22 protein-coding genes, 1 tRNA gene and 1 other RNA gene are annotated in these 19914 nt (G+C 29.0%); 16 read left to right on the top strand and 8 right to left on the bottom strand.

The genetic code is table 11. The annotated features are described in order from the left end of the window. Positions 1–3 precede the first annotated feature (3 nt). Together BLA33_RS03935 and BLA33_RS03940 are read right to left on the bottom strand one after the other, a co-directional pair. Positions 4–1242 carry an aminopeptidase gene (locus BLA33_RS03935; RefSeq protein ID WP_029346726.1) on the bottom strand — a complete coding sequence of 413 codons (1239 nt, stop codon included), beginning with the start codon at positions 1240–1242 and terminating at the stop codon, positions 4–6. After that, the gene (locus tag BLA33_RS03940) at positions 1243–2133 is read right to left on the bottom strand and encodes an HAD family hydrolase (protein WP_032985458.1); all 891 of its coding nucleotides are present in this window, start codon (positions 2131–2133) and stop codon (positions 1243–1245) included. It lies immediately after the preceding gene. A gap of 116 nt (positions 2134–2249) precedes the next feature. On the opposite strand from BLA33_RS03940, the gene BLA33_RS03945 reads away from it, so the two are divergent. The 5 genes from BLA33_RS03945 (at position 2250) to BLA33_RS03965 (ending at position 7243) form a co-directional block, all read left to right on the top strand. After that, a complete protein-coding gene (locus tag BLA33_RS03945) occupies positions 2250–4028 on the top strand; it encodes an aminopeptidase P family protein (protein WP_029346727.1) in 1779 nt (592 codons plus the stop codon). Continuing rightward, a complete protein-coding gene (locus BLA33_RS03950; protein WP_029346728.1) occupies positions 4025–4711 on the top strand; it encodes a hypothetical protein in 687 nt (228 codons plus the stop codon). Before BLA33_RS03945 ends, BLA33_RS03950 begins: the two co-directional genes overlap by 4 nt. A 33-nt stretch (positions 4712–4744) precedes the next feature. Beyond that, complete coding sequence (def, locus tag BLA33_RS03955; RefSeq protein WP_029346729.1) at positions 4745–5242, top strand: peptide deformylase; 498 nt, start codon at positions 4745–4747, stop codon at positions 5240–5242. Beyond that, positions 5239–6186, top strand: a complete 948-nt coding sequence (gene fmt / locus BLA33_RS03960) for a methionyl-tRNA formyltransferase (protein WP_029346730.1) — start codon at positions 5239–5241, stop codon at positions 6184–6186. Before def ends, fmt begins: the two co-directional genes overlap by 4 nt. Before the next feature lie 64 nt (positions 6187–6250). Then, positions 6251–7243, top strand: coding sequence for a PASTA domain-containing protein (locus tag BLA33_RS03965; RefSeq protein ID WP_373369948.1), 993 nt, complete (start codon positions 6251–6253; stop codon positions 7241–7243). A 51-nt stretch (positions 7244–7294) separates the two neighbouring features. Here the strand turns inward: BLA33_RS03965 and BLA33_RS03970 are convergent, their stop codons facing one another. Continuing rightward, a complete protein-coding gene (locus tag BLA33_RS03970) occupies positions 7295–8011 on the bottom strand; it encodes a 16S rRNA (uracil(1498)-N(3))-methyltransferase (RefSeq protein WP_032985450.1) in 717 nt (238 codons plus the stop codon). 72 nt (positions 8012–8083) lie between these two features. On the opposite strand from BLA33_RS03970, the gene trxA reads away from it, so the two are divergent. From trxA to secG, 8 genes are all read left to right on the top strand, one after another. Beyond that, positions 8084–8437 carry a thioredoxin gene (gene trxA, locus BLA33_RS03975; protein ID WP_029346731.1) on the top strand — a complete coding sequence of 118 codons (354 nt, stop codon included), beginning with the start codon at positions 8084–8086 and terminating at the stop codon, positions 8435–8437. Between the two features lie 100 nt (positions 8438–8537). Further along, on the top strand, positions 8538–8996 hold the full coding sequence (ybeY, locus tag BLA33_RS03980) for an rRNA maturation RNase YbeY (RefSeq protein WP_029346732.1): 459 nt from the start codon (positions 8538–8540) through the stop codon (positions 8994–8996). Beyond that, positions 8997–9776 carry a hemolysin family protein gene (locus tag BLA33_RS03985; protein WP_075226538.1) on the top strand — a complete coding sequence of 260 codons (780 nt, stop codon included), beginning with the start codon at positions 8997–8999 and terminating at the stop codon, positions 9774–9776. It begins immediately after the preceding gene. Beyond that, positions 9773–11743, top strand: a complete 1971-nt coding sequence (locus tag BLA33_RS03990; protein WP_029346733.1) for a tetratricopeptide repeat protein — start codon at positions 9773–9775, stop codon at positions 11741–11743. The genes BLA33_RS03985 and BLA33_RS03990 overlap by 4 nt, the downstream gene beginning before the upstream one ends. 74 nt (positions 11744–11817) lie before the next feature. Continuing rightward, positions 11818–12825, top strand: a complete 1008-nt coding sequence (gap, locus tag BLA33_RS03995; protein ID WP_029346734.1) for a type I glyceraldehyde-3-phosphate dehydrogenase — start codon at positions 11818–11820, stop codon at positions 12823–12825. 25 nt (positions 12826–12850) lie between these two features. Next, on the top strand, positions 12851–14032 hold the full coding sequence (locus tag BLA33_RS04000; RefSeq protein WP_075226540.1) for a phosphoglycerate kinase: 1182 nt from the start codon (positions 12851–12853) through the stop codon (positions 14030–14032). Position 14033: 1 nt separating this feature from the next. After that, positions 14034–14795, top strand: a complete 762-nt coding sequence (gene tpiA, locus BLA33_RS04005; RefSeq protein ID WP_075226542.1) for a triose-phosphate isomerase — start codon at positions 14034–14036, stop codon at positions 14793–14795. Between the two features lie 15 nt (positions 14796–14810). Continuing rightward, positions 14811–15173 carry a preprotein translocase subunit SecG gene (gene secG / locus BLA33_RS04010; RefSeq protein ID WP_029346735.1) on the top strand — a complete coding sequence of 121 codons (363 nt, stop codon included), beginning with the start codon at positions 14811–14813 and terminating at the stop codon, positions 15171–15173. A 97-nt stretch (positions 15174–15270) separates the two neighbouring features. On the opposite strand, the gene ung is transcribed toward secG, so the two are convergent. Then, the gene (gene ung, locus BLA33_RS04015; RefSeq protein ID WP_075226543.1) at positions 15271–15942 is read right to left on the bottom strand and encodes a uracil-DNA glycosylase; all 672 of its coding nucleotides are present in this window, start codon (positions 15940–15942) and stop codon (positions 15271–15273) included. An 81-nt stretch (positions 15943–16023) separates the two neighbouring features. Here ung and BLA33_RS04020 point away from each other — a divergent pair, with 81 nt between their 5' ends. After that, positions 16024–16680, top strand: coding sequence for a TrmH family RNA methyltransferase (locus tag BLA33_RS04020; protein WP_029346935.1), 657 nt, complete (start codon positions 16024–16026; stop codon positions 16678–16680). Here BLA33_RS04020 and BLA33_RS04025 read toward each other — a convergent pair. Beyond that, positions 16677–17366, bottom strand: a complete 690-nt coding sequence (locus BLA33_RS04025) for a queuosine precursor transporter (RefSeq protein ID WP_029346936.1) — start codon at positions 17364–17366, stop codon at positions 16677–16679. The genes BLA33_RS04020 and BLA33_RS04025 overlap by 4 nt on opposite strands. Before the next feature lie 76 nt (positions 17367–17442). Beyond that, entirely contained in the window at positions 17443–18117 is a 675-nt protein-coding gene (locus BLA33_RS04030; RefSeq protein WP_075226545.1) for a queuosine precursor transporter, read from the bottom strand. Between the two features lie 110 nt (positions 18118–18227). Between BLA33_RS04030 and ssrA the strand changes: the two genes are divergently transcribed. Next, positions 18228–18590: a transfer-messenger RNA gene (gene ssrA / locus BLA33_RS04035) on the top strand. An 80-nt stretch (positions 18591–18670) separates the two neighbouring features. Here the strand turns inward: ssrA and BLA33_RS04040 are convergent. Further along, a tRNA-Gly gene (locus BLA33_RS04040) sits at positions 18671–18742 on the bottom strand. Between the two features lie 150 nt (positions 18743–18892). Between BLA33_RS04040 and BLA33_RS04045 the strand changes: the two genes are divergently transcribed. Beyond that, the gene (locus tag BLA33_RS04045) at positions 18893–19264 is read left to right on the top strand and encodes a DUF3276 family protein (protein WP_004793002.1); all 372 of its coding nucleotides are present in this window, start codon (positions 18893–18895) and stop codon (positions 19262–19264) included. Positions 19265–19278: 14 nt separating this feature from the next. Here the strand turns inward: BLA33_RS04045 and BLA33_RS04050 are convergent, their stop codons facing one another. After that, positions 19279–19824, bottom strand: a complete 546-nt coding sequence (locus BLA33_RS04050) for a ribonuclease HII (protein ID WP_004792255.1) — start codon at positions 19822–19824, stop codon at positions 19279–19281. Between the last annotated feature and the right edge of the window lie 90 nt (positions 19825–19914).

A 19914-nucleotide genomic window follows, 5' to 3' on the forward strand; every position in this document is an offset into this window, starting at 1 on the left:
CTTTTATATTGCAAATTTGCCAGCCCTTATTATTGCGTATTCTTTTCCATTTTTATCTACACCAATGACATCCAAGTCATCGCTTCCAATCATTAAATCTGTATGTATTAATGAAACATTGCATCCGTAATTTAGTTTATCTGTGTCAGTTTTTAAATCTTCTTGGTTACTTAAACAAGATGGATATGCAGCTCCTAGTGCTATGTGGCAACTTGCATTCTCATCATACAATGTGCTGTAAAAAATAAGATTGCTTTTATAAATAGGGGAACTGCTGTCAACTAGTGCTACTTCTCCTATATATTTTGCTTGAATGTCGGTTTCAATGTGTGATTTTAATATTTCTTTTTGCTTCTCATCACTACAGCCAAAGTCAACAACTTTTCCATTTTCGAATTTTAACCATATTCCGGATATTAATGTCCCAAGCACCATGACAGGGCGGGTGGCATAAACAATTCCTTTTGTTTTTTTATAGTTTGGAGTTGTAAAAACTTCTTCTGTTGGCATATTGGCATTAAATTCTATTTCTGTTCCTTTGATTTTTTCGCTTCCACCTGTCCATAGGGAAGTTTCAAGCAGATATACTTCCAGGTTTGTTTTTTCGTTTTTAAAAATTACCTTTTCTAGGTTAAGTTCATTTAATATTTTACATCTTTTATGAAGTCTTTCTCCATGGGATTCCCATTCTTTTATTGGATTTTCTCTATCAAGTAACAATATTTCCTTTTGTATTTTGAAAAATTCTTCTAAGGTTTCATTTCCTTCTTTTTTATTTAAAACCTTGGAAGCCCATTTTGGACCTGGCGAACAAACAACACACCAAGCTATTTCGTTGCTCATTATTGCTTGTGATAAGGTTTTGCTTGCCAGATTTAATGCTTTTTGATAAATTGACATTTTTTGACCAATGTTTTCTTTTAAGTCTTCAAAATTTTCTGTATCATCGACGTTTATTCTTGCCCATTTATCTTGAACCATTTCTTCTAAAAAACTCTTTTCGAAATTTGGAACAAATTCTAAGCTTTTCTCTTGTGAGAATTTTAACCTTGATTTTAAAATATCAATGTCTTTAATATTTAGTTTGACATACTTAGCCCCATGTTCATAAGCTTTTTTTGCTAATATTTTCAAAAAATTGTAATTTTCGATTGAACCTTGAATTAAAACACATTGATTTTTTTGTAAATTAATTCCCTTTAAAATTATAAGTTCTGCATATTTTATTAAATCTTTCTCCATTTATTCCTCTCGAATAGGTTCTTCTAAAACGTTATCATTAATGTAATTTGCAACAGCTTCTTCATCATTTGTCCCTATTACTTCTAAGTAAGGTAGCATTGCTTTTAATCTATAATTTGAATTTCTCATTAGTAATCCCTTTTTTACATTTTCTAGCATATCAGTATCATTAAATCCATCTCCAAAAGCTATGGTTTCGCTTAAATCAATATTGATGGTTTTTAGAACTTCTTTTAATGCATTTCCCTTTGAGACTTTATGATCTACAATTTCTAGTGAATTTGGAGTAGAAAGGTATGTATTTATTTCTCCTTTGTATTTATCTAAAATCATCGCTTCATATTCTATTAAACTTTCTTCTTTGCCGGCTAATATTATTTTTGCAACATTTTCAAAATTTTCAAGCTCATTAAAGTCTTTAATTTCTTTAATTTTATTGACTGGACTGACTATTTCATGTCTTAAGAGATTAGATTTTTTTCTAAATTTTTGGCATTGGTCAATTGCAATTTTAGTTTTGATATCAATATTTAATTGGTCGTCATATTGATCTGCTTTATGTAAAAAATGAGGTATGTGACTAAACTTTTTGTCTCTTAAATTTAAAATTTTCTTTACCACTTTAGGAGATAAATTATGACTTTTTATTAATTCCCATTCTTGGTTGTAAACTTTTGCTCCGTTTAATGTAATGAAAAATGAAACTTGCAGTTGATCTATTTTTTTTGTAATTTGAATGATTTCATTCTTGCTTCTTCCTGTTGCTATTATGAATTTCTTTTTTTCTTTTGTTAATTTTTTAATTACAAGTTCTGTAAAGGCTCCAATATAGCTTTTTGATAGTAAAAGAGTGCCATCAAGATCAGAGGCAACCGCCTTAATATTTTTCATACTTTATCCTTTAGGAGTTAATTTCAAGCTAAATTATATCATATATCAAATAATTTTTTTTTAAATTGATAATTATTTGGTATACTAGTATTAATAGTTATATAAAGGGGATTTTTTTGGATATTAATAAAAGATTAGCTTTACTTAGAGATCATATGAGGAGAAATGGAGTTGATGCTTATTTGGTAACAGGTTATGATCCTCATTTTAGCGAATATTCTCATGAAAGGTATGGTGCTCGCAAGTTTATTACAGGTTTTTCTGGCAGCTTTGGCACAGTAATTATAACATTATCCAAAGCTGTTCTTTTCACGGATGGTAGATATTTTTTACAGGCCGATCAAGAACTTAAGGGAGCTGAAGTTACATTAATAAAGCTTGGAGTAAAAGGATCTCCTGATATTTTTACGTATATAAATTTAAATTTACAAGAATCAAAGCTTGGAATTTACTCTGATGAGATTAGTATAAAGTTTTATAAAGAGTTGTCTAGAAAATGTAAAAATACACATATTGAGGTTTTAAATCAGGATCTAATTGATTTAATTTGGGAATCTAGACCCCAGCTTGAGTTTAGCCATGTAGTTGAATTGATTGATACTGAGAAAAATAATAAAAGAGTTGAAAAAATCAAATCTATTTATTTGACCTTAGAAAATAATTTGGCAGATTTTTATGTTATTACTGCTCTTGATGAGATTGCTTGGATATTGAATTTAAGAGGTTCAGATGTTAAAGAATCTGCATTGTTTTATTCGTTTCTTTTAATATCTAGAAATAAAGATCAAAAAAACGTTCTTTTTATTGATACAAAAAAACTTGATTTAAGTGTTAAAGAAGCACTTGAAATTGAAAATTTTGAAATAGAGGCTTATAGCAATTTTTATTGTTATTTGGATCGAATAAAACATAAAGGTAAATTTTTTGTTTCATTTTATACTAATGTTAGGGTTTTAAAGCTTCTTGGCGAGAACAATGTCATTTTGGGAGAGAGTATTATAGGCGATCTTAAGGCAGTAAAAACTGATTATGAACTTCTCAAGATGAAAGAAGCGCATGTTATTGATGCTATTGGCTTGATTAAATTTTTACATAAGTTTAAAAGCCTGAGTAAGGCAGAATTAGCTGAGTTAGACGAAATAGACATTGCTGATATGCTTTTGCATTTCAGGAAATTAAATAAAGACTTTTTTAGCTCTAGCTTTGACTCAATAGTTGGTTTTAAAGAAAATGGAGCTCTTCCGCATTATAAGCCTAAAAGAGGCAAAAAAATCAATGCCAATGGTCTTCTTTTGATTGATTCTGGTGGTTCTTATTTTGGACTTGGGACTACAGACGTTACAAGAGTTTTTCTAATAGGGAATGCTTCTAGTGAAGAAAAGCATGACTATACTTTGGTTCTTAAGGCTTTTATTAGTCTTGCTTCTTTAAAGTTCCCATATGGATCTTCAGGGGCTTTTCTTGATGGAATTTGTAGATTGCCGCTTTTAAAAAATGAATTGAATTTTATTCATGGCACTGGGCATGGCGTTGGTTTTTTTCTTAATGTTCATGAACTTCCAGTTTCGATTAGTCCTAATTCTAACTATCCTTTTAAAGGATCCGAGGTGGTTTCAATTGAGCCCGGTCTTTATCGAACATTTAGTCATGGGATAAGGATTGAAAATTTAGTTTTTGTAAAGCAAGCTTTTACAAATGACTTTGGAACTTTTTTAGAATTTGAAAATTTAACTCTTATTCCTTTTGAAAAGGAATTGATAGTAAAAGAAATGCTCTCGGAGGACGAGTTAAATTATATCAATAATTATCATGAATATGTGTTTTTAACTTTAAAAGAACATTTTAATGATGAAGGGGAGTTGGAATTTTTAGCAAAGCTTACAAGTAGAATATGAGATTTGTAATTGCATTTTTAATGATTTTAAATCAAGGATTTTCAGGCTTGTTTTCTTTTCCGGAAGATATTATTTTTGAGAGTTCTTATGAGATTGCAATTAAAAAAGCTCAAAAATTGGATAAAAATGTTTTAATTTTGGTTGGTAGAGATATTAAAGAAAATCTAATAAAAGATTTTTTAAATTCTTTTAGAAATGATAAAATTATTCACACGGTATCTAGAAAAAATGTTTTTTTAGTTATCGATAAGGATAATGAAATTTTTAATAAAATTAATTTACAAAAAAGCCCAACTATTTTTTTTGTAGATTCTAAAAATGAGCAAATAAAAGCCGCTTATGTGGGAACTGTTTTAAGTGGTGTTCAATTCGATAAGGATTTTCTAAACTATGTTATGGGGACTATCAAATCAACAAGTGTTATAAAAAAGCAAAAAAATTATGAAATCAATACTATTAATGAGAAGATCTTTTTTTACAAAACATTAAAAGGTGATTGGCGATTAAAGCTTGAGGGTAAAGACAGAAAGCTTGTTCTTTTTGATACAGATCTTAAAGAATTTTTAGTTTTTAAAGATATTGATGAAAACAAGCTTTATGCTATTCCTAAGTCTAGGATTGGTAATATTTATTTTTCATTATTGGGAAATGAGGAATGGAAGCTTTTTGGAAAAATCAAATAAGTGTCTTTTTTGTTTGAGGGGGGATGAATTTTTATGGAAATGGTATTTTATCCTAATGATTTGCTTCGTGTTAAGACAAAACAAATTGATAATATTGATAATAAGATTAGGGATTATGCAAAAAAGATGATAGAATTGATGGATATTAGTGGTGGAGTGGGACTTGCTGCTCCTCAGGTAGGCCTTGATTTGTCACTTTTTGTAGTTAGAGAGAATCGAATGGCAAAGCCTTTGGTTTTTATTAATCCTTCAATAATAGAAACTTCTTATGAGCTTAATTCTTATAAAGAAGGATGTTTAAGTATACCAGGGGTTTATTATGATTTAATGAGACCTAAGGGTATTGTGGTAAATTTTTATGATGAGAATGGAAAATCTTTTACTATAGAAGATTCTGATTTTTTGGCAAGAATTATTCAACATGAAATGGACCATTTGAATGGAATTCTTTTTATTGATTATTACGAAGAAAGGATCAAAAATAAATTGTTAAAGCCTTATATGAAAGAAAGGGGTCTTAATACAAAATGAAAATATTTTTTGTAAGCTCTTCTTCTATTGCTTTAGAAGTTTTTAAGGAGATTTTAAGGCATTATGAAGTGGTGGGGGTTTTAACCCTGCCCGATAAACCTAAAGGCAGAGGACAAAAGTTAAGTCAAAATGTAATAAAGGTGGAGGCTATTGCTAAAGATATCAAGGTTTTTGATCCCTTGATTCTTGATAACAATACATTAAATTCAATTAGAGATTTGAATCCGGATTTAATGTTGGTTTTTTCTTATGGCAAGATATTTAAAAAAGAATTTTTAGATATCTTCCCAATGGGATGTATTAATGTTCATCCTTCTCTTTTGCCTAAATATAGAGGTGTTTCTCCTATTCAATCTGCAATTTTAAATGGTGATTGTGTTAGCGGTATTACTATTCAGAGTATGGCTTTAGAAATGGATAGTGGCAATATTTTAGTGCAAAAAAATTTTAAAATAAGATCTTATGATACAAGTTATGATATTTCAAAGCTTGTATCAAGCCTTAGTCCAAGCCTTGTTTTAGAAGCTTTGGAAAAAATTAGTAATGGGTTTTTAGGAATTCCTCAAAAATCGAGCGAAGCTACCTTTTGTTTTTTTTTAAAAAAAGAATTGGGCTTTATAGACTTTAATTTAAGTGCATTTGAGATTAAAAACAGAATTAATGCATGTAATCCTTGGCCACTTGTAAGAGCTAAGCTTGATTGTAGTGACATTATTTTTCATCGTGCTGATTTTTGGGAAATAGATTTATATAAAGAGAGAAAAGTAGGAGAAATTGTTGATTTTGATCCCGAAAGAGGATTATTTGTTAATACTGGTAAAGGAATTCTTTTGCTCTTAGAAGTTCAAAGGCCTGGAAGAAGAGTTTTAGATTTTAAGTCTTTTTATAATGGAAGTAGGCAACTAATAGGACAAGTGTTTTCTTCAGTAGGAGGGATATATTAGTTTTAATAATAATGACAATTTAGAAAATAAATTTTCCAATGGAGAGGAATTGTTTAAAGATAAAATATATTCCCCTCAGAGTGGCGAAAATTGCAATAATGAAGTATTAATTTTGCCTAAAGCTACAACCAGGGCATTGCTTTTAGTTATTTTTGGATCTTTAATTGTTTCTTTTGCAATTTTTTTTATGGTTTTGGAAAATAAAGAGATTGCAGTTGTTCCAAATCTTTATTCTCTTACTCTTGAAGATGCTATTATTGAATTGCAGAGAAAAGAGTTAATTCCGCATATTGAATTTAAATTTTCTTCAAGTGCTCTTGACAAAGGAAAAGTGATAGAGCAGGGTCCAAAACCAGGAACTGTTTTAAGACATAATAATAAGGTTATAATTTTCATTAGCAAAGGAGCTATAATAAACAGAGTTGATAGCTTTATTGGCAAAAACATTGATGATGTTATTATCAATTTAAAGGCCAATTCTTTTGATAATTCTAAATTACTTTACCACATTGTTAAACCTCTTGAGGTTGAGAGTGAATTGCCAAAAGGAATAATAATTCGTCAGAATCCATCACCGGGGAGTCAAATATCAAGTTTAACAGATCTTCAATTTTTAATTAGTAAGGGTAAAGATCATTTAGACAAACATATTAAAAATTATATTGGAATTTATTATAAAGATGCGATTGCGTCTCTTCTGAATGATGGCATTAGCTTTGACCTTGATTTGGCAAATACGGGCGATTTTGGAAATGTTGTTTTTCAGTCTATTCCATCTGGAACCAAAATAAATGAATCAGATAAAATTTTAATTACTATTGCAAAGCCCAAGGTTGACAATAAAATTGTTTTTGGAATTTTAACTTATAAATTAAGACAGCATCCATCTTATGTTGATATATCTGTTAGATTAAAAGGCTTGGATGGTGAAAATTCTTTGATTTATTCTTTTAAGTCAAAAGGAGGTCTGATTAAATTGCCTTATGAGGTCTACAAAGGCTCTATTATTGAACTTTATATATATGATAAGCTTATAAATCAAACAGTTATAAATTGATTGTGTTTAAATGGATTGACTTAAAGTAATAAAAAAACTTCTAACATAAAATCACACATTAATTAGTTTTGATGCAGTAATAATAGATGCAGCAATTATGGCTGTTTCTGTTCTTAGGATGTTTGATGATATGTTGCAAGAGGAAAAATTATATTGCGTTATTAATTGTTTCTCTTTTTCTGTAAACCCTCTCTCGGGTCCCACAATAATGGTTGCATTGTTTACTTGCTCTATGTCAATTAATTTTTTTTTACTATCTTTTTCAAGCAATATTTTTATTTCAAAATTTTCTTGTTTAATATATTTAAGGCTTTCCTTTAAATTTTTCATAATTTTTATTTTTGGCAAATATGTCACTCCCCCTTGCATTGCTCCGGCTATTAAATGTTTTTCGTAATCATTATTTTTAAATATTTTAGAATTTAAATATGATTTTTCAGTAAGCTCGGTGTTAAAAAAAATTATTTCGTATATTCCAATACTAGCAAGTTCTTTTATGATTCTTCTGGCAACAATTGGTCTTATCATTCCAATTAGTACATTTAATTTTTTGAGTTTATTAGATTCTCCTATTTTAAAGATTTTCTTGAAAAATAGTTTTTTATCTTTTTTGTAAATGCAATGGTAAATGTTTTTTTCTCCAAGAATGCCAAATTTGAATTTGTCGTTATCTTTTAATTTTAAGATTTTAACAAGATGTTCTGCTCTGGTGTCATTTAGTGAAATTCCTGTTTTAAATTCATTAAAAGTTATTAACATTAGATTCATTTCTTATAATTCCTTATTATTAATATTGTATTTGTGATATAATTTTAGTCGATAGGGGGGCATGTATAATATATGGCTATTTCTTTAACCAAAGAAGATTTTGTTGCTAAAGTTTTTGATTATAAGAATAATAAAGAGTGGAGTTTTAGAGGCAAGAGGCCTGCAATAATTGATTTTTATGCTGATTGGTGTGGTCCATGTAAAATGCTTTCTCCGATTTTTGAAAAACTTTCAAAAAAGTATGAGAATAGAATTGATTTTTACAAAGTAGATACAGATAAAGAGCAAGATGTTGCTTCTGTGTTTGGAATTAAAAGTCTTCCAACTATTCTTTTTATTCCTGTTGATGGCAAACCAAAGGTTTCTGTTGGCTTTTTACAAGAAGATGCTTTTGAAAATATAATTAAGGATTTTTTTGGTTTTTAGTTTGCAAAATAAAATAAATTAATTAATTAATTAATTAATTGCTATAACTATTAATTTGTTTTTGTAAGTTATATATGGATTATTCTAGGGTATAGTTAATTTGTCGAAATCTGATTTGAATTTATTGGTAGAAAATATTAAATTTGAACATCTTAGTGTTTTTCATGATTTTATTTTATCTGTTTTAAATACTCTTTCTATTGTTGATTTTGAACTTTCGGTGATTCTTTGTGATAATGTTTATATACAAAAATTGAACAATAAATTTAGAAACAAGAACGAGCCAACCGATGTTCTTTCTTTTAATTATAATGAACCTAACGAAGATTTGGTTGATGGTATAAATTATAAAATACAAGGAGATATTATAATATCTTTTGAATATTTAAAATTTAGTGCTCAAGAGTTTAATGTTGAAATTTATGAAGAACTTCAACGTGTCACTATTCATGGGATTTTACATTTAATGGGACATAATCATGAAACTAATGATTTTCAAAAGGAAGGTATGTTGATTCTTCAAGAAAATGTCTTAAGAAAAAATAAAAGGATATTTTAGATGTTGGGATTTTTTAATTTTAAAAACAAAAAGAAGAAAAAAGGAAGCCCAAAAAATGATCTTGAAGATAAGTCGAATATTGAAACTTCTTTGATAAAAAATTTTAATGCTCTTAAAGAGACTATTGTAAAAGAGATTATGGTTCCTAGGATAGGGGTTATATTTGTTGATTATGCTAAGAGTAAGGACGAGCTTTTAAAGGTTGTGACATCTAGCAGTCATTCGAGATTTCCTGTTTATCATGCTACTATTGACAATATTGTTGGGATAATTCATACAAGAGATGTACTATTGCATATGTGTAAAAAAGATTTCTATGAAATAGATTTAAAAGATATTATGCGAAAGGTTATGTTTGTCCCTGAAAGCAAAAAAACAGACTCTCTTTTAAAAGAATTTCAAGAAAATCACGTTCATATTGCAATTGTAGTTGATGAGTATGGTGGTGTTTCAGGGCTTGTAACTCTTGAAGATATTCTAGAAGAGATAGTGGGCGACATTCAGGATGAATTTGACAATGAGCTTGATGAAATAGTTCGTCTTGATGATGGATCTTATCTTTGTGATGCGAGAATTTTGATAGAGGATTTAAATGAGAAGCTTAATTTAAATTTACCAAATGGAGACTTTGATACTCTTGGCGGTTTCGTTTATGATCTTTTTGGGAGGATTCCTTTGAAAAATGAAAAGGTTGAATACAATAATTTAGTTTTTTCGATTAAAAACATGCATCAAAGAAATATTAAGGTGATAAAGATTTCCGAGAAGGAAGGCTTATGAATTTTAATCGATTTTTAATGTTATTCCTTTTTAACTTTAGTGTTCTATTGGGCAGTGACACCACAGCATTAGGACATTATCAAAAGGCTCATGAATATTATTTGTCTAAAAGGTATTATGATGCTATTGATGAGCTTGTTGAGGCTATAAAAATTAATCCCAATTATTATGAAGCTTATAAATTTATTGCATCAATTTATTATTCTCTTAAGATATATACTCAAGCACAATTTTTTATAGAAAAAGCTTATAAAATGTCTAACGAAGACATTGAGTATAAAATTCTTTATGCAAATATATTATTAAAAAATAATAAAATTGATCAAGCAAAAAAAATCTATTCTGAGGTTTTAGTTAAACAGAGAAATAATATTGATGCTTTAGTTGGCCTTGCTTCGATTTTTGAACAAAATGGCTTATTCATAGCTGCCGCTAATTATTATTTATCTATTCTTGATTATAGTCAAAATAATTATAGTGCGTTTGAACATCTTATTGATATTTATCAAAGACTAGGAATGCATGACAAGATTAGACATTTGATAAATAAAGTCAGAGTAAATTTTTTATCTTTTCCAGATTTTCATAAAAGAGTAGCTGAATTTTATATTAGCATTAATAATTTAGGGCTTGCCGAAAAGTATGCTTTAAATTATTTAGCTTTAATTGAAAGTTCTTATAAAGATTTTGGAGTTGTTGGTGCATATCGATTACTTGCGCTTGTTTATCTTCATGAATTTAAATATGAGGATGCAATAGAATCATTGCAGAAAGCTATTTTGGTTAATAAAGACTCTGATGAACTTTATTATTTATTGGGATATTCTTACTTAAAATTTGGGGATATTGAAAAGGCTATTTTAAATTTAGAACGAGCTAAAAATCTTAAAAAAGATTTAGAATTTTATAATATTGCTCTTGAGGAGAGTTTTTTTGCGTCGAATTTTAGAAATTTTTTGAAAAACAATTCCAATGCTAAAATTTCTAAGCATTATGAAAATGAAGGATTTAAAGCTTTTAAATCTTTGGATTTAAACAAAGCATTGTTTAATGCAAAAAATGCTATTGATATCTGGCCTGATAATGACAGCGCCAGGTTTTTGCTTTCAAAAATTTACAAGCTTATGAATTTAGATATTATGGCTTATGAGCAGCTTTTTTATTTAGTTAAACAGAGAAATTCTACTGATTCTAGAATTTTGGATTTTTATGATGTTGTGTCTTTTGATGTTAGAAAGTCTTTATTTTATAAATATGGATATAAAAGCATTGCTGATTTTAATAAACTTTACGATGACAGAATGGTTTATAGAATGGCTATTTTTACTCAAAGTGAAAATAAATTTTTTGGGGCAAACGATTTAATATTAAGATACGCTGAAAGGGTGCTTGAGCGTAATTTGAATATAGAAATAGTTAACTATAATTTTGATTACAATAAAAATAGAGACTATTTGATTAATAATTTTTCCGAAGGATTTTCTTATTCAAGAAATAATAATTTGGATTTATTTTTAATTTTTGATTTTAAGGCAGATATTTTGAAAAATACAGCTACTTTTTTAGTTAATGTTTTTTCGGGGAAAACAGGAATTAAGGTTGGTTCTTTTTCTTATGATGTGGGAGGTGTTAATTATTTAAGCAATGCTTTAAATTCCTTTTCTAAAGATTTTCATGATTATTTGCCCAAAAAGGGAAAGATCCTTCAAATTAAAAATGACGATGCTCTTGTTAATCTTGGTCAAGTAAACGGTGTTTTAAAAGGTGATATTTTTTTGATTCTTAAAGAAGGTGCTTTAAATGGTGAAACTAGAGATTCTAATTTTATTGTTTATAAAAGGTCAGATATTTTGGGGGAGATTTTAATTGAGGATACAAGTGATTATATTTCCAGAGGTACTATAAAATCTTCTACCTTTTTAAAGGATTATATTCAAGAGGGAGCCACTGTGCTTGTAAAAAGATAGTTTGACACTCGTTATTAATTTATGATTTAATAAATCTAGTAAGAATAAAATCAAAAAAAATTGGAGGATTTTGTATGAAATTGGCTATTAATGGTTTTGGTCGTATTGGTAGAAATGTTTTTAAGATTGCTTTTGAAAGAGGAATTGATGTTGTGGCAATAAATGATTTAACAGATCCTAAAACCCTTGCACATCTTTTAAAGTATGATTCGACTTTTGGAGTATATAATAAAAAAGTTGAGTCAAGAGATGGCGCTATTGTTGTGGATGGAAGAGAAATAAAAATTATTGCAGAGAGAGATCCAAAAAATCTTCCTTGGGCAAAGCTTGGAATCGATGTTGTAATTGAATCAACAGGTGTTTTTTCATCAGCAACTGGTGATAGGGGGGGATATCTTGATCATGTTAATCATGCTGGGGCTAAGAAAGTTATTTTAACAGTTCCTGCTAAGGACGAGATTAAAACAATAGTTCTTGGTGTAAATGATCAGGATATTAATTCTGATTTAAAGGCTGTATCAAATGCTTCATGCACAACTAATTGTTTGGCTCCTCTTGCAAAAGTACTTCATGAATCATTTGGAATTGAACATGGACTTATGACAACTGTTCATGCTTATACTAATGATCAAAGAATTTTGGATCTTCCCCATTCTGATCTTAGACGAGCAAGGGCTGCTGCACTTTCTATTATTCCAACTTCAACTGGTGCTGCAAAAGCAGTTGGACTTGTTTTGCCTGAACTTAAGGGAAAGTTGAATGGGACTTCAATGAGGGTGCCTGTGCCAACAGGTTCAATTGTTGATCTTACGGTTCAGCTCAAGAAAAAAGATGTTACCAAAGAAGAGATTAATCTTGCTCTCAAGAAGGCATCAGAAACGCCTGAGCTTAAAGGTATTTTAGGGTATACAGAAGATCCAATTGTATCTTCAGATATAAAGGGAAATTCTCACTCTTCTATTGTTGATGGTCTTGAGACAATGGTTCTTGAAAATGGGTTTGCAAAGGTGTTGTCATGGTATGACAATGAATTTGGATATTCTACAAGAGTGGTTGATCTTGCTCAAAAATTGGTGAAATAAGTAGAAATATTTGTAAGGTAATAAAATGTCAATAAAAACAGTAAAAGACTTTAATAGCTTTGCAGGTAAGCGAGCTTTAGTAAGATGTGATTTTAATGTTCCCCTAAAAGAGGGGAACATTAGCGATGATACTAGAATTAAGGCTGCGTTGCCCACAATAGAATACCTGAAAGAAAAAGGGGCTAGAATTGTACTTATAAGTCATTTGGGTAGACCAGAGGGCAAAAAAAATCTTAAATATTCTCTTAAACCTGTTGCCAATAAATTGTCAGAGCTTTTAGGCCAGGATGTCAAGATGCTTTCTGATTGCATTGGAAGCGAAATTGTAAATAATACTTTACAAATGAAAGATGGCGATGTTGTATTGCTTGAAAATGTAAGGTTTTATGCAGAAGAAGAGAAAAACGATAAAAATTTTGCAAAAAAACTTTCTGAGAATGGAGATGTTTTTGTAAATGATGCCTTTGGCGCAGCTCATAGAGCTCATGCTTCAACGGTAGGGGTTTCTGATTATTTACCATCTGTTGGTGGATTTTTAATGGAGAAAGAAGACAAATTTCTTGGAGAAGTATTAAAAAATCCCGAAAGGCCATTTATTTCGATTATTGGTGGGTCTAAGGTTTCTTCAAAGATTGCAGTACTGGAATCACTTTTATCAAAGTCAAATGTAGTTGTGATTGGTGGTGGAATGGCCTATACTTTTTTACATTCCAAAGGATATTCTATAGGCAAATCTCTTTTAGAGAGCGAATATATTGATGTAGCTTCTTCTTTTTTAAAGAAAGCAAAAGAGTTGGATGTTAAAGTAATTTTACCGCTTGATCACATTGTAGCAGACGATTTTAATAAAAATTCTACTCCTGAGTATATTGATTCCTTTGATATTCCTGAGAATAAGATTGGCATGGATGTTGGAGGCAATACTTTAAAAGAAATCGAAAAGGTTATAAAAACTGCTAATACTATAATTTGGAATGGCCCTCTTGGTGTATTTGAATTTGATTCATTTTCAAAAGGAACTGCAATGGTTGCCGAAATGGTAGCATCTTGCTCAGGTTTGACCATTGTTGGTGGTGGAGATTCTGTTGCAGCTGTTAATAAATTTAATTTATCTGATAAGATCACTCATGTTTCAACAGGTGGCGGTGCATCACTTGAATATCTTGAAGGAAAGATTTTACCAGGTATTAAGGCTTTGGAGAAGTAAAGTGAGAAAAACGTTTTTAGCGGGAAATTGGAAAATGCATTATACAAGCACAGAAGCTTCTATTGTTGCAAAAAAAATCGCAACTGAAGTTAAAGCTTTAAAGGATGATTGTGTAATAATGATAACTCCCCCATTTACGGCTTTGTCTAAGGTTTCAGAATGTATTAAGGGTAGCAATGTTCTTCTTGGTGCTCAAAATATGTCTTATATGGAAAGTGGAGCAAGGACTAGTGAAATTTCACCTTCAATGCTTTTAGAATTTGGAGTAGAGTATGTTATACTTGGTCATTCTGAATGTAGATTGTATTTGGGAGAAACAGATGAAATAATAAATAAAAAAATTCTTACGGGGCTTAAGCATCCTTTTAAGTACTTAATTCTTTGCGTTGGAGAAACTCTTAATGAGAGAGATTCTGGAAAAACTTTAGATGTTGTTTTAAATCAGGTTAAAAAAGGGTTAGATGGTGTTTCTGAATCAGATATTAAAAGAATAATTTTAGCTTATGAACCTGTTTGGGCAATTGGAACGGGCAAAACTGCAACTAAAGAGGAAGCAGAAGAAGTTCATAAGGCAATTAGGCTTGAGATTATGAAGCTTTATTCAAAGTCGGTTTCGGATAATGTTATAATTCAGTATGGAGGCTCTGTTAATTCAAGCAATGTAAAAGAGCTTATGAATGAGCCCAATATTGATGGTGCTTTAATAGGCGGAGCATCTTTGAAGGCCGAATCTTTTTTATCTATAATTAATAACGTTCTTTAGTTAAAGAGGTTTGTTTTGGATTTAATTAGATTTTGTATTTTTGTAATTTTTGTTATTGTTTCAATTTTTATTATCCTTTTAATTCTAATTCAAGATGAACAGGGTGATGGAATAGGCGGTGTTTTTGGGGGCGGTAGTTCTTCTATATTTGGGGCAAAGTCTTCAAGCGTTGCTGTAAAAGTTACTGGATTTTTTATAGCATTCTTTTTTATCTTTGTAATTTTGTTATCTTTTATGAATACTAAAAGAGCAGACAATAGCTTTCTAGATGATATAAAGACGGAAAATAAAAATAGTTCAACTTTCTGGGATAATGAGAATAATGAATCAGATACTAATATTAATGAAATTAAAGAAGAAGATTTGAAAGAAAAATAATTTAAATTGATTACTGCTGTGCTATGTTATAGCACTCTTTTACGTAAAGAGTCAACTCATTACGTAAAAGAATTTTAAATCATAACTATTATCAATTTTATTGAAAGTTTATTTTATTTTTATTGTGTTTTTTTAAATAATTTAAAGCATCGATAAAATGATTTGATCCTAAAAATCCATTGTTTGCTGAATATGGAGATGGGTGGCTTGTTTCAAGAATTAGATGCTTTGCTGGGTCTATGATCTTTTTTTTGCTCCTTGCTAAATTGCCCCAAAGCATAAATACAATATTTTTCAAATTTTTAGAGATTATTTTTATTACTTCATCTGTAAAAATTTCCCACCCAATAGCTTTATGAGAAGAAGGTTTGCCTTCTTCGACCGTTAAGATTGTATTTATTAAAAATACACCTTGAATTGCCCATCTTTTTAAATCTCCGTTTGGGAGGGTTTTTATTTTTAAACTTTTTTCTATTTCTTTAAATATGTTTTGCAAAGACGGTGGAATTTTGATTTCTGAATCTACAGAAAAAGCAAGTCCATTTGCTTGGTTTTTTCCATGATATGGATCTTGTCCAATTATTACCACCTTTATGTCTTTAAATGGTAAAGAATCAAAAGCATTGAATATAAGTTTTGGAGGAGGAAATATTTTACCTTTTTTTGTTTTATATTCATGTTTTATGAACTTCACAAGCTTTTTAAAGTATTCTTTATTGAATTCATTGTTTAAAACTTCTTTCCAAGATTCTTCAATTTTTACTTTCATTTTTGTATTATATAAGAAATAGTTTGTAATTTGAAATATATTGAAGGGACGACTTTACTATTTTGAAATTTGATTTTTATTATGGATAATGATGTATTAAAAAGAATAGAAGTTTTGTCTGAATTTATTACAGATAAAAAAAAAGCTAGAATTGAGGAAGTATTAAGTTGTCGCACTAATTATTTAACATTTGTGCTTGAAGATATTTTTCAGCCCCAAAATGCAAGTGCTACTATTAGAACAGGTGAAATTTTAGGACTTAGTGATGTTCATATTATTAGTAAAAGGAATAAGTGTACTTTAAATCCAGATGTTACTTTAGGATCTTCTCAGTGGATAAATTTAAATAGGTATAACAATACTAAGTTTGCACTTGATAGGTTAAAGTCTGATGGATATAGCATAGTAGCCACATCTTTGGATGAACAATCAATAAATCTTGAAGATTTTCCAATTAGCAATAAAATGGCAGTATTTTTTGGGACAGAGTTAACAGGGCTTAGCGCAGAAGCTTTTGAAGCTGCCGATTTATATTTAAAAATACCTATGCATGGATTTACTCAAAGCTATAATATTTCTGTAGCTGTTGCAATAGTTATGTATTCTTTATCGATTCGTTTAAGAAAAAGTAGCATTAATTATTTGTTAGATGAAGTTGAGAAATCAAATTTGAGATTAAAATACTATAGACAAGTTGTTAAAAATTATCAATTTATTGAAAATCTTATTAATTCTTAAACTTCTCTTATTTTTTTCCAAGAATTTAAAAATAGATAAAAAATTGTATCGATTGCAATTATTATTAATGTAAAAATTAGAGAACCTTCTATAAGTTCGATACCCCTTACTTCAGGGTAGAATTTAAGTATTGTAGTTATAGATATTGAAACTAGTAAATTAGCTAGATATCCAGAAATTAGCCTTGATAGAGGATGAATGATCCATAAAGATTTTATTTTTATTTGTTTAAAGTAATCATATAGCAAGATGTTTATATATTGCGATAGAAAAAACACATAAGTTCCAATTAATATTGTTAAAATGTATGTAAAGTTGTTGAATAAAATTTTAAAATGAATATCTGAGGTGTCTAATTTGTTATGATTGAATACTATCATAAAATTAATCATAATTGTAAAAGTTATGTTTAACAAAAGACCCAATATTACGGAATTTGTTGCTTCTTTTTTATTATATTTTTCTACCATTAAGTTTAGGGAGAATAATGCCGATAAAAAAGTAATGCCTGATAAATTTAAGGACATTCCAAATGTTTTTACATTTCTTAGTATTAGAATATTTGATATTGTTGAAATAATCGCATTGAAACAAAAAAGGCCAGATTTTCCGAAAAATCGGTAAAGAATACCTAATGTTGTATATGTAAAGAGAAGAACTCCTATCCACAAGCTTAAATCAAACATATCTTTACTCATAGGATTTAATTTTACCAGATTAATTATCTTAGATAAAGTTTTTTATTTATTAAAATTAACTTTTTTATTTTTGAAGTTTTATATATTTTGCAAAATATATAAAAGGTGTTCCCAAAATTCCCGCAAAACCTTTAATTAGGTATGTGGAAATTACTATATCCAGGAAAGCTTGCTTTGGGAATACTTTAAAATAGGTTGCTATACTTACAAAAATTAGTGTATCTATTAAGCCACTTATCAATGTTGATCCATTGGTTCTGAAAAATAAAAACCTAGGAAATTTTTTTTTAATAAATTGATATAGGTATACATCGTTTAACTGGGATACTAGGTATGCGACAAGAGAGGCTAATAGTAAAGCTGGTATTGAGGAGAAAATGTTTTCTAAGCTTTTAAAATTTTCTTGAGTTCTATTTGACATAAAGTGAATTTGGGTATTTGTTAATACTGCAAAGACAATGAAGCTGATAAACCCAATATAAACGGCTTTTTTTGAAGTTTTTTTTCCATAAAATTCTGAGATAATATCTGTTGCAATGTATGACGATGCATAAATAATATTGCCTAGTGTAGCATTAATTCCAAATATTGTAATTTGTTTTAAAACTTGAATGTTTGCTATAATAATCGCTACTGCAACCCAAGCGAATAATCCATTTTTTTTAAAAAAAACGGCTATAATAATTAAAAATGAATAAGTAGTAATTAGCATAGCAAACCATAAAAACTCATTAAACATAAAATTCTCTTTTAGTATATTGGACTTATTATTATAAAATTTTAGTTTAATTTTTGCAAATAAGGTAGTATTGTTGTTTTCTTTAGACTATGCTAAAATGACATTTACAAGGGGATGTTTTGGATTTGACTGAAAATGCCAGTATTGTAAGTTGCAGGCAGAGGGAATCTCTTAAAACTTCTAAAATAAATGCAAAAAATAATAACTTTACAAGCTCAAACCTTGTAATGGCTGCTTAAGTTAGCAGAGAGTTTCGTTGAATTTGGCTTTGAGGTTCACTTATACTCTTTTCGATATCGAAGCTTGCTTAAAAATGTTTTCAAGTTAGTTTTTAGGGACTTTTGTACTTGAGAGCAATTTGGCGGTTTGCTAGTATTTCCAAACCATATTGCTTAAGTAAAATGCTAGATAAGCTTGTAGAAGCTTATAATATTGTTTTTAGGACGCGGGTTCAATTCCCGCCATCTCCATTTATTTCATTCTTTTATTTATCCTTTAAACATAAGCCTTAAAAAGCATTGCTAAATTTAGAAGGTTTTTAATTATTATTTAAAGCGTCCTATCGGAATCGAACCGACATCATTAGCTTGGAAGGCTAAGGTAATAGCCATTATACGAAGGACGCAAGACAATAATTTACTTATATAAAAAAAATCAATTTATGTCAATAAGATTTATTGTAATGTTATTTTTGGCTAGCAATTTTTTTTTTAAATAAGTACAATTAATTTAACTTAAATGTAGTCAAGTATAAAAACTTGTGTGGAGGAAATTGATGGGAGAGAGAGGGGAAGTATACTCTGAGAAGCTATTTACAGAGTCTGAGAGAACTTATTTTTTTAATGTCAAGGAAAATAGAAAAGGGGATTATTTTTTAAATATTGTAGAGAGCAAAAGAAGTCCAAGTGGAGATTTTGAAAGACATTCTATTTTTGTATATGAAGAAAATATAAGTGAGTTTGAATCCAATTTGCTTAAGGCAATAGCTGTTATTAAGAAAAAAGTGTCTACAGGATCTGTTGATTCTTCTATGAGGCATGATAGGGGGAGGTATGATGAATATGGAGAGAAATCTAAATTAGATGATTCTAGATTTCAGAATAAATCTCATTTATCGGGCGGACGATTTAAAAAGAAGGATTATTAATTTTTATTATTTTTTTAAATTAGTTTAAAATTTTTTCTATGAAGGCTTAAAACCCCATATTTCTTTATTGCATTTTTATGTTCTTTTGTGGGGTATCCTTTATTTTTTCTGAGCAAATATAATGGATAAATTTTATCGTATTCATCTATCAGTTTATCTCTTTTAACTTTAGCAATAATTGAAGCAGCTTTTATTTCATCTATTATTGAATCTCCTTTAATTATTGCTTTAACAGTTTTTGCTGTTATTTTTGGGACAAATTTACCATCTACAAATACTAAACTGCAATTTAATTTTAGGTTTTCGTATGCAGTTTGCATTGCAAGAAGAGTTGCGTTATGAATATTTATTTTTTCTATTATTATATTTGAAATTTCAGCGAATGCATAATATGAGTTTTCAAGTATTAATGAAGATAGGTACTCTCTTTTTTCTTTTTTTAGTTTTTTAGAATCATCCAATTCTTTTATAAAGTTAGGCTTTTTTTTGAAAACTACAGCAGCACTTAGAACAGGTCCAAAAATACAGCCTCTTCCAACTTCATCTATTCCGCAAATCATAATTAACCTTTTTATAAAAATATTTTTATTTATTATAATATGAAATTGTAGATTTATCAGTAATTGTTTTTTAATTTTAATTGGGAGTTA

It is taken from the genome of Borreliella garinii (assembly GCF_001922545.1).
GTDB classification, from domain to species: domain Bacteria; phylum Spirochaetota; class Spirochaetia; order Borreliales; family Borreliaceae; genus Borreliella; species Borreliella garinii.

What these genes read in the sequence shown, in the direction of transcription:
- BLA33_RS03935 (WP_029346726.1), bottom strand. Translation starts at nt 1,242, where the DNA reads ATGGAGAAAGATTTAATAAAATATGCAGAACTTATAATTTTAAAGGGA.
- BLA33_RS03940 (WP_032985458.1), bottom strand. Translation starts at nt 2,133, where the DNA reads ATGAAAAATATTAAGGCGGTTGCCTCTGATCTTGATGGCACTCTTTTA.
- BLA33_RS03950 (WP_029346728.1), top strand. Translation starts at nt 4,025, where the DNA reads ATGAGATTTGTAATTGCATTTTTAATGATTTTAAATCAAGGATTTTCA.
- def (WP_029346729.1), top strand. Translation starts at nt 4,745, where the DNA reads ATGGAAATGGTATTTTATCCTAATGATTTGCTTCGTGTTAAGACAAAA.
- fmt (WP_029346730.1), top strand. Translation starts at nt 5,239, where the DNA reads ATGAAAATATTTTTTGTAAGCTCTTCTTCTATTGCTTTAGAAGTTTTT.
- BLA33_RS03970 (WP_032985450.1), bottom strand. Translation starts at nt 8,011, where the DNA reads ATGAATCTAATGTTAATAACTTTTAATGAATTTAAAACAGGAATTTCA.
- trxA (WP_029346731.1), top strand. Translation starts at nt 8,084, where the DNA reads ATGGCTATTTCTTTAACCAAAGAAGATTTTGTTGCTAAAGTTTTTGAT.
- BLA33_RS03985 (WP_075226538.1), top strand. Translation starts at nt 8,997, where the DNA reads ATGTTGGGATTTTTTAATTTTAAAAACAAAAAGAAGAAAAAAGGAAGC.
- BLA33_RS03990 (WP_029346733.1), top strand. Translation starts at nt 9,773, where the DNA reads ATGAATTTTAATCGATTTTTAATGTTATTCCTTTTTAACTTTAGTGTT.
- gap (WP_029346734.1), top strand. Translation starts at nt 11,818, where the DNA reads ATGAAATTGGCTATTAATGGTTTTGGTCGTATTGGTAGAAATGTTTTT.
- BLA33_RS04000 (WP_075226540.1), top strand. Translation starts at nt 12,851, where the DNA reads ATGTCAATAAAAACAGTAAAAGACTTTAATAGCTTTGCAGGTAAGCGA.
- ung (WP_075226543.1), bottom strand. Translation starts at nt 15,942, where the DNA reads ATGAAAGTAAAAATTGAAGAATCTTGGAAAGAAGTTTTAAACAATGAA.
- BLA33_RS04020 (WP_029346935.1), top strand. Translation starts at nt 16,024, where the DNA reads ATGGATAATGATGTATTAAAAAGAATAGAAGTTTTGTCTGAATTTATT.
- BLA33_RS04025 (WP_029346936.1), bottom strand. Translation starts at nt 17,366, where the DNA reads ATGTTTGATTTAAGCTTGTGGATAGGAGTTCTTCTCTTTACATATACA.
- BLA33_RS04030 (WP_075226545.1), bottom strand. Translation starts at nt 18,117, where the DNA reads ATGTTTAATGAGTTTTTATGGTTTGCTATGCTAATTACTACTTATTCA.
- BLA33_RS04045 (WP_004793002.1), top strand. Translation starts at nt 18,893, where the DNA reads ATGGGAGAGAGAGGGGAAGTATACTCTGAGAAGCTATTTACAGAGTCT.
- BLA33_RS04050 (WP_004792255.1), bottom strand. Translation starts at nt 19,824, where the DNA reads ATGATTTGCGGAATAGATGAAGTTGGAAGAGGCTGTATTTTTGGACCT.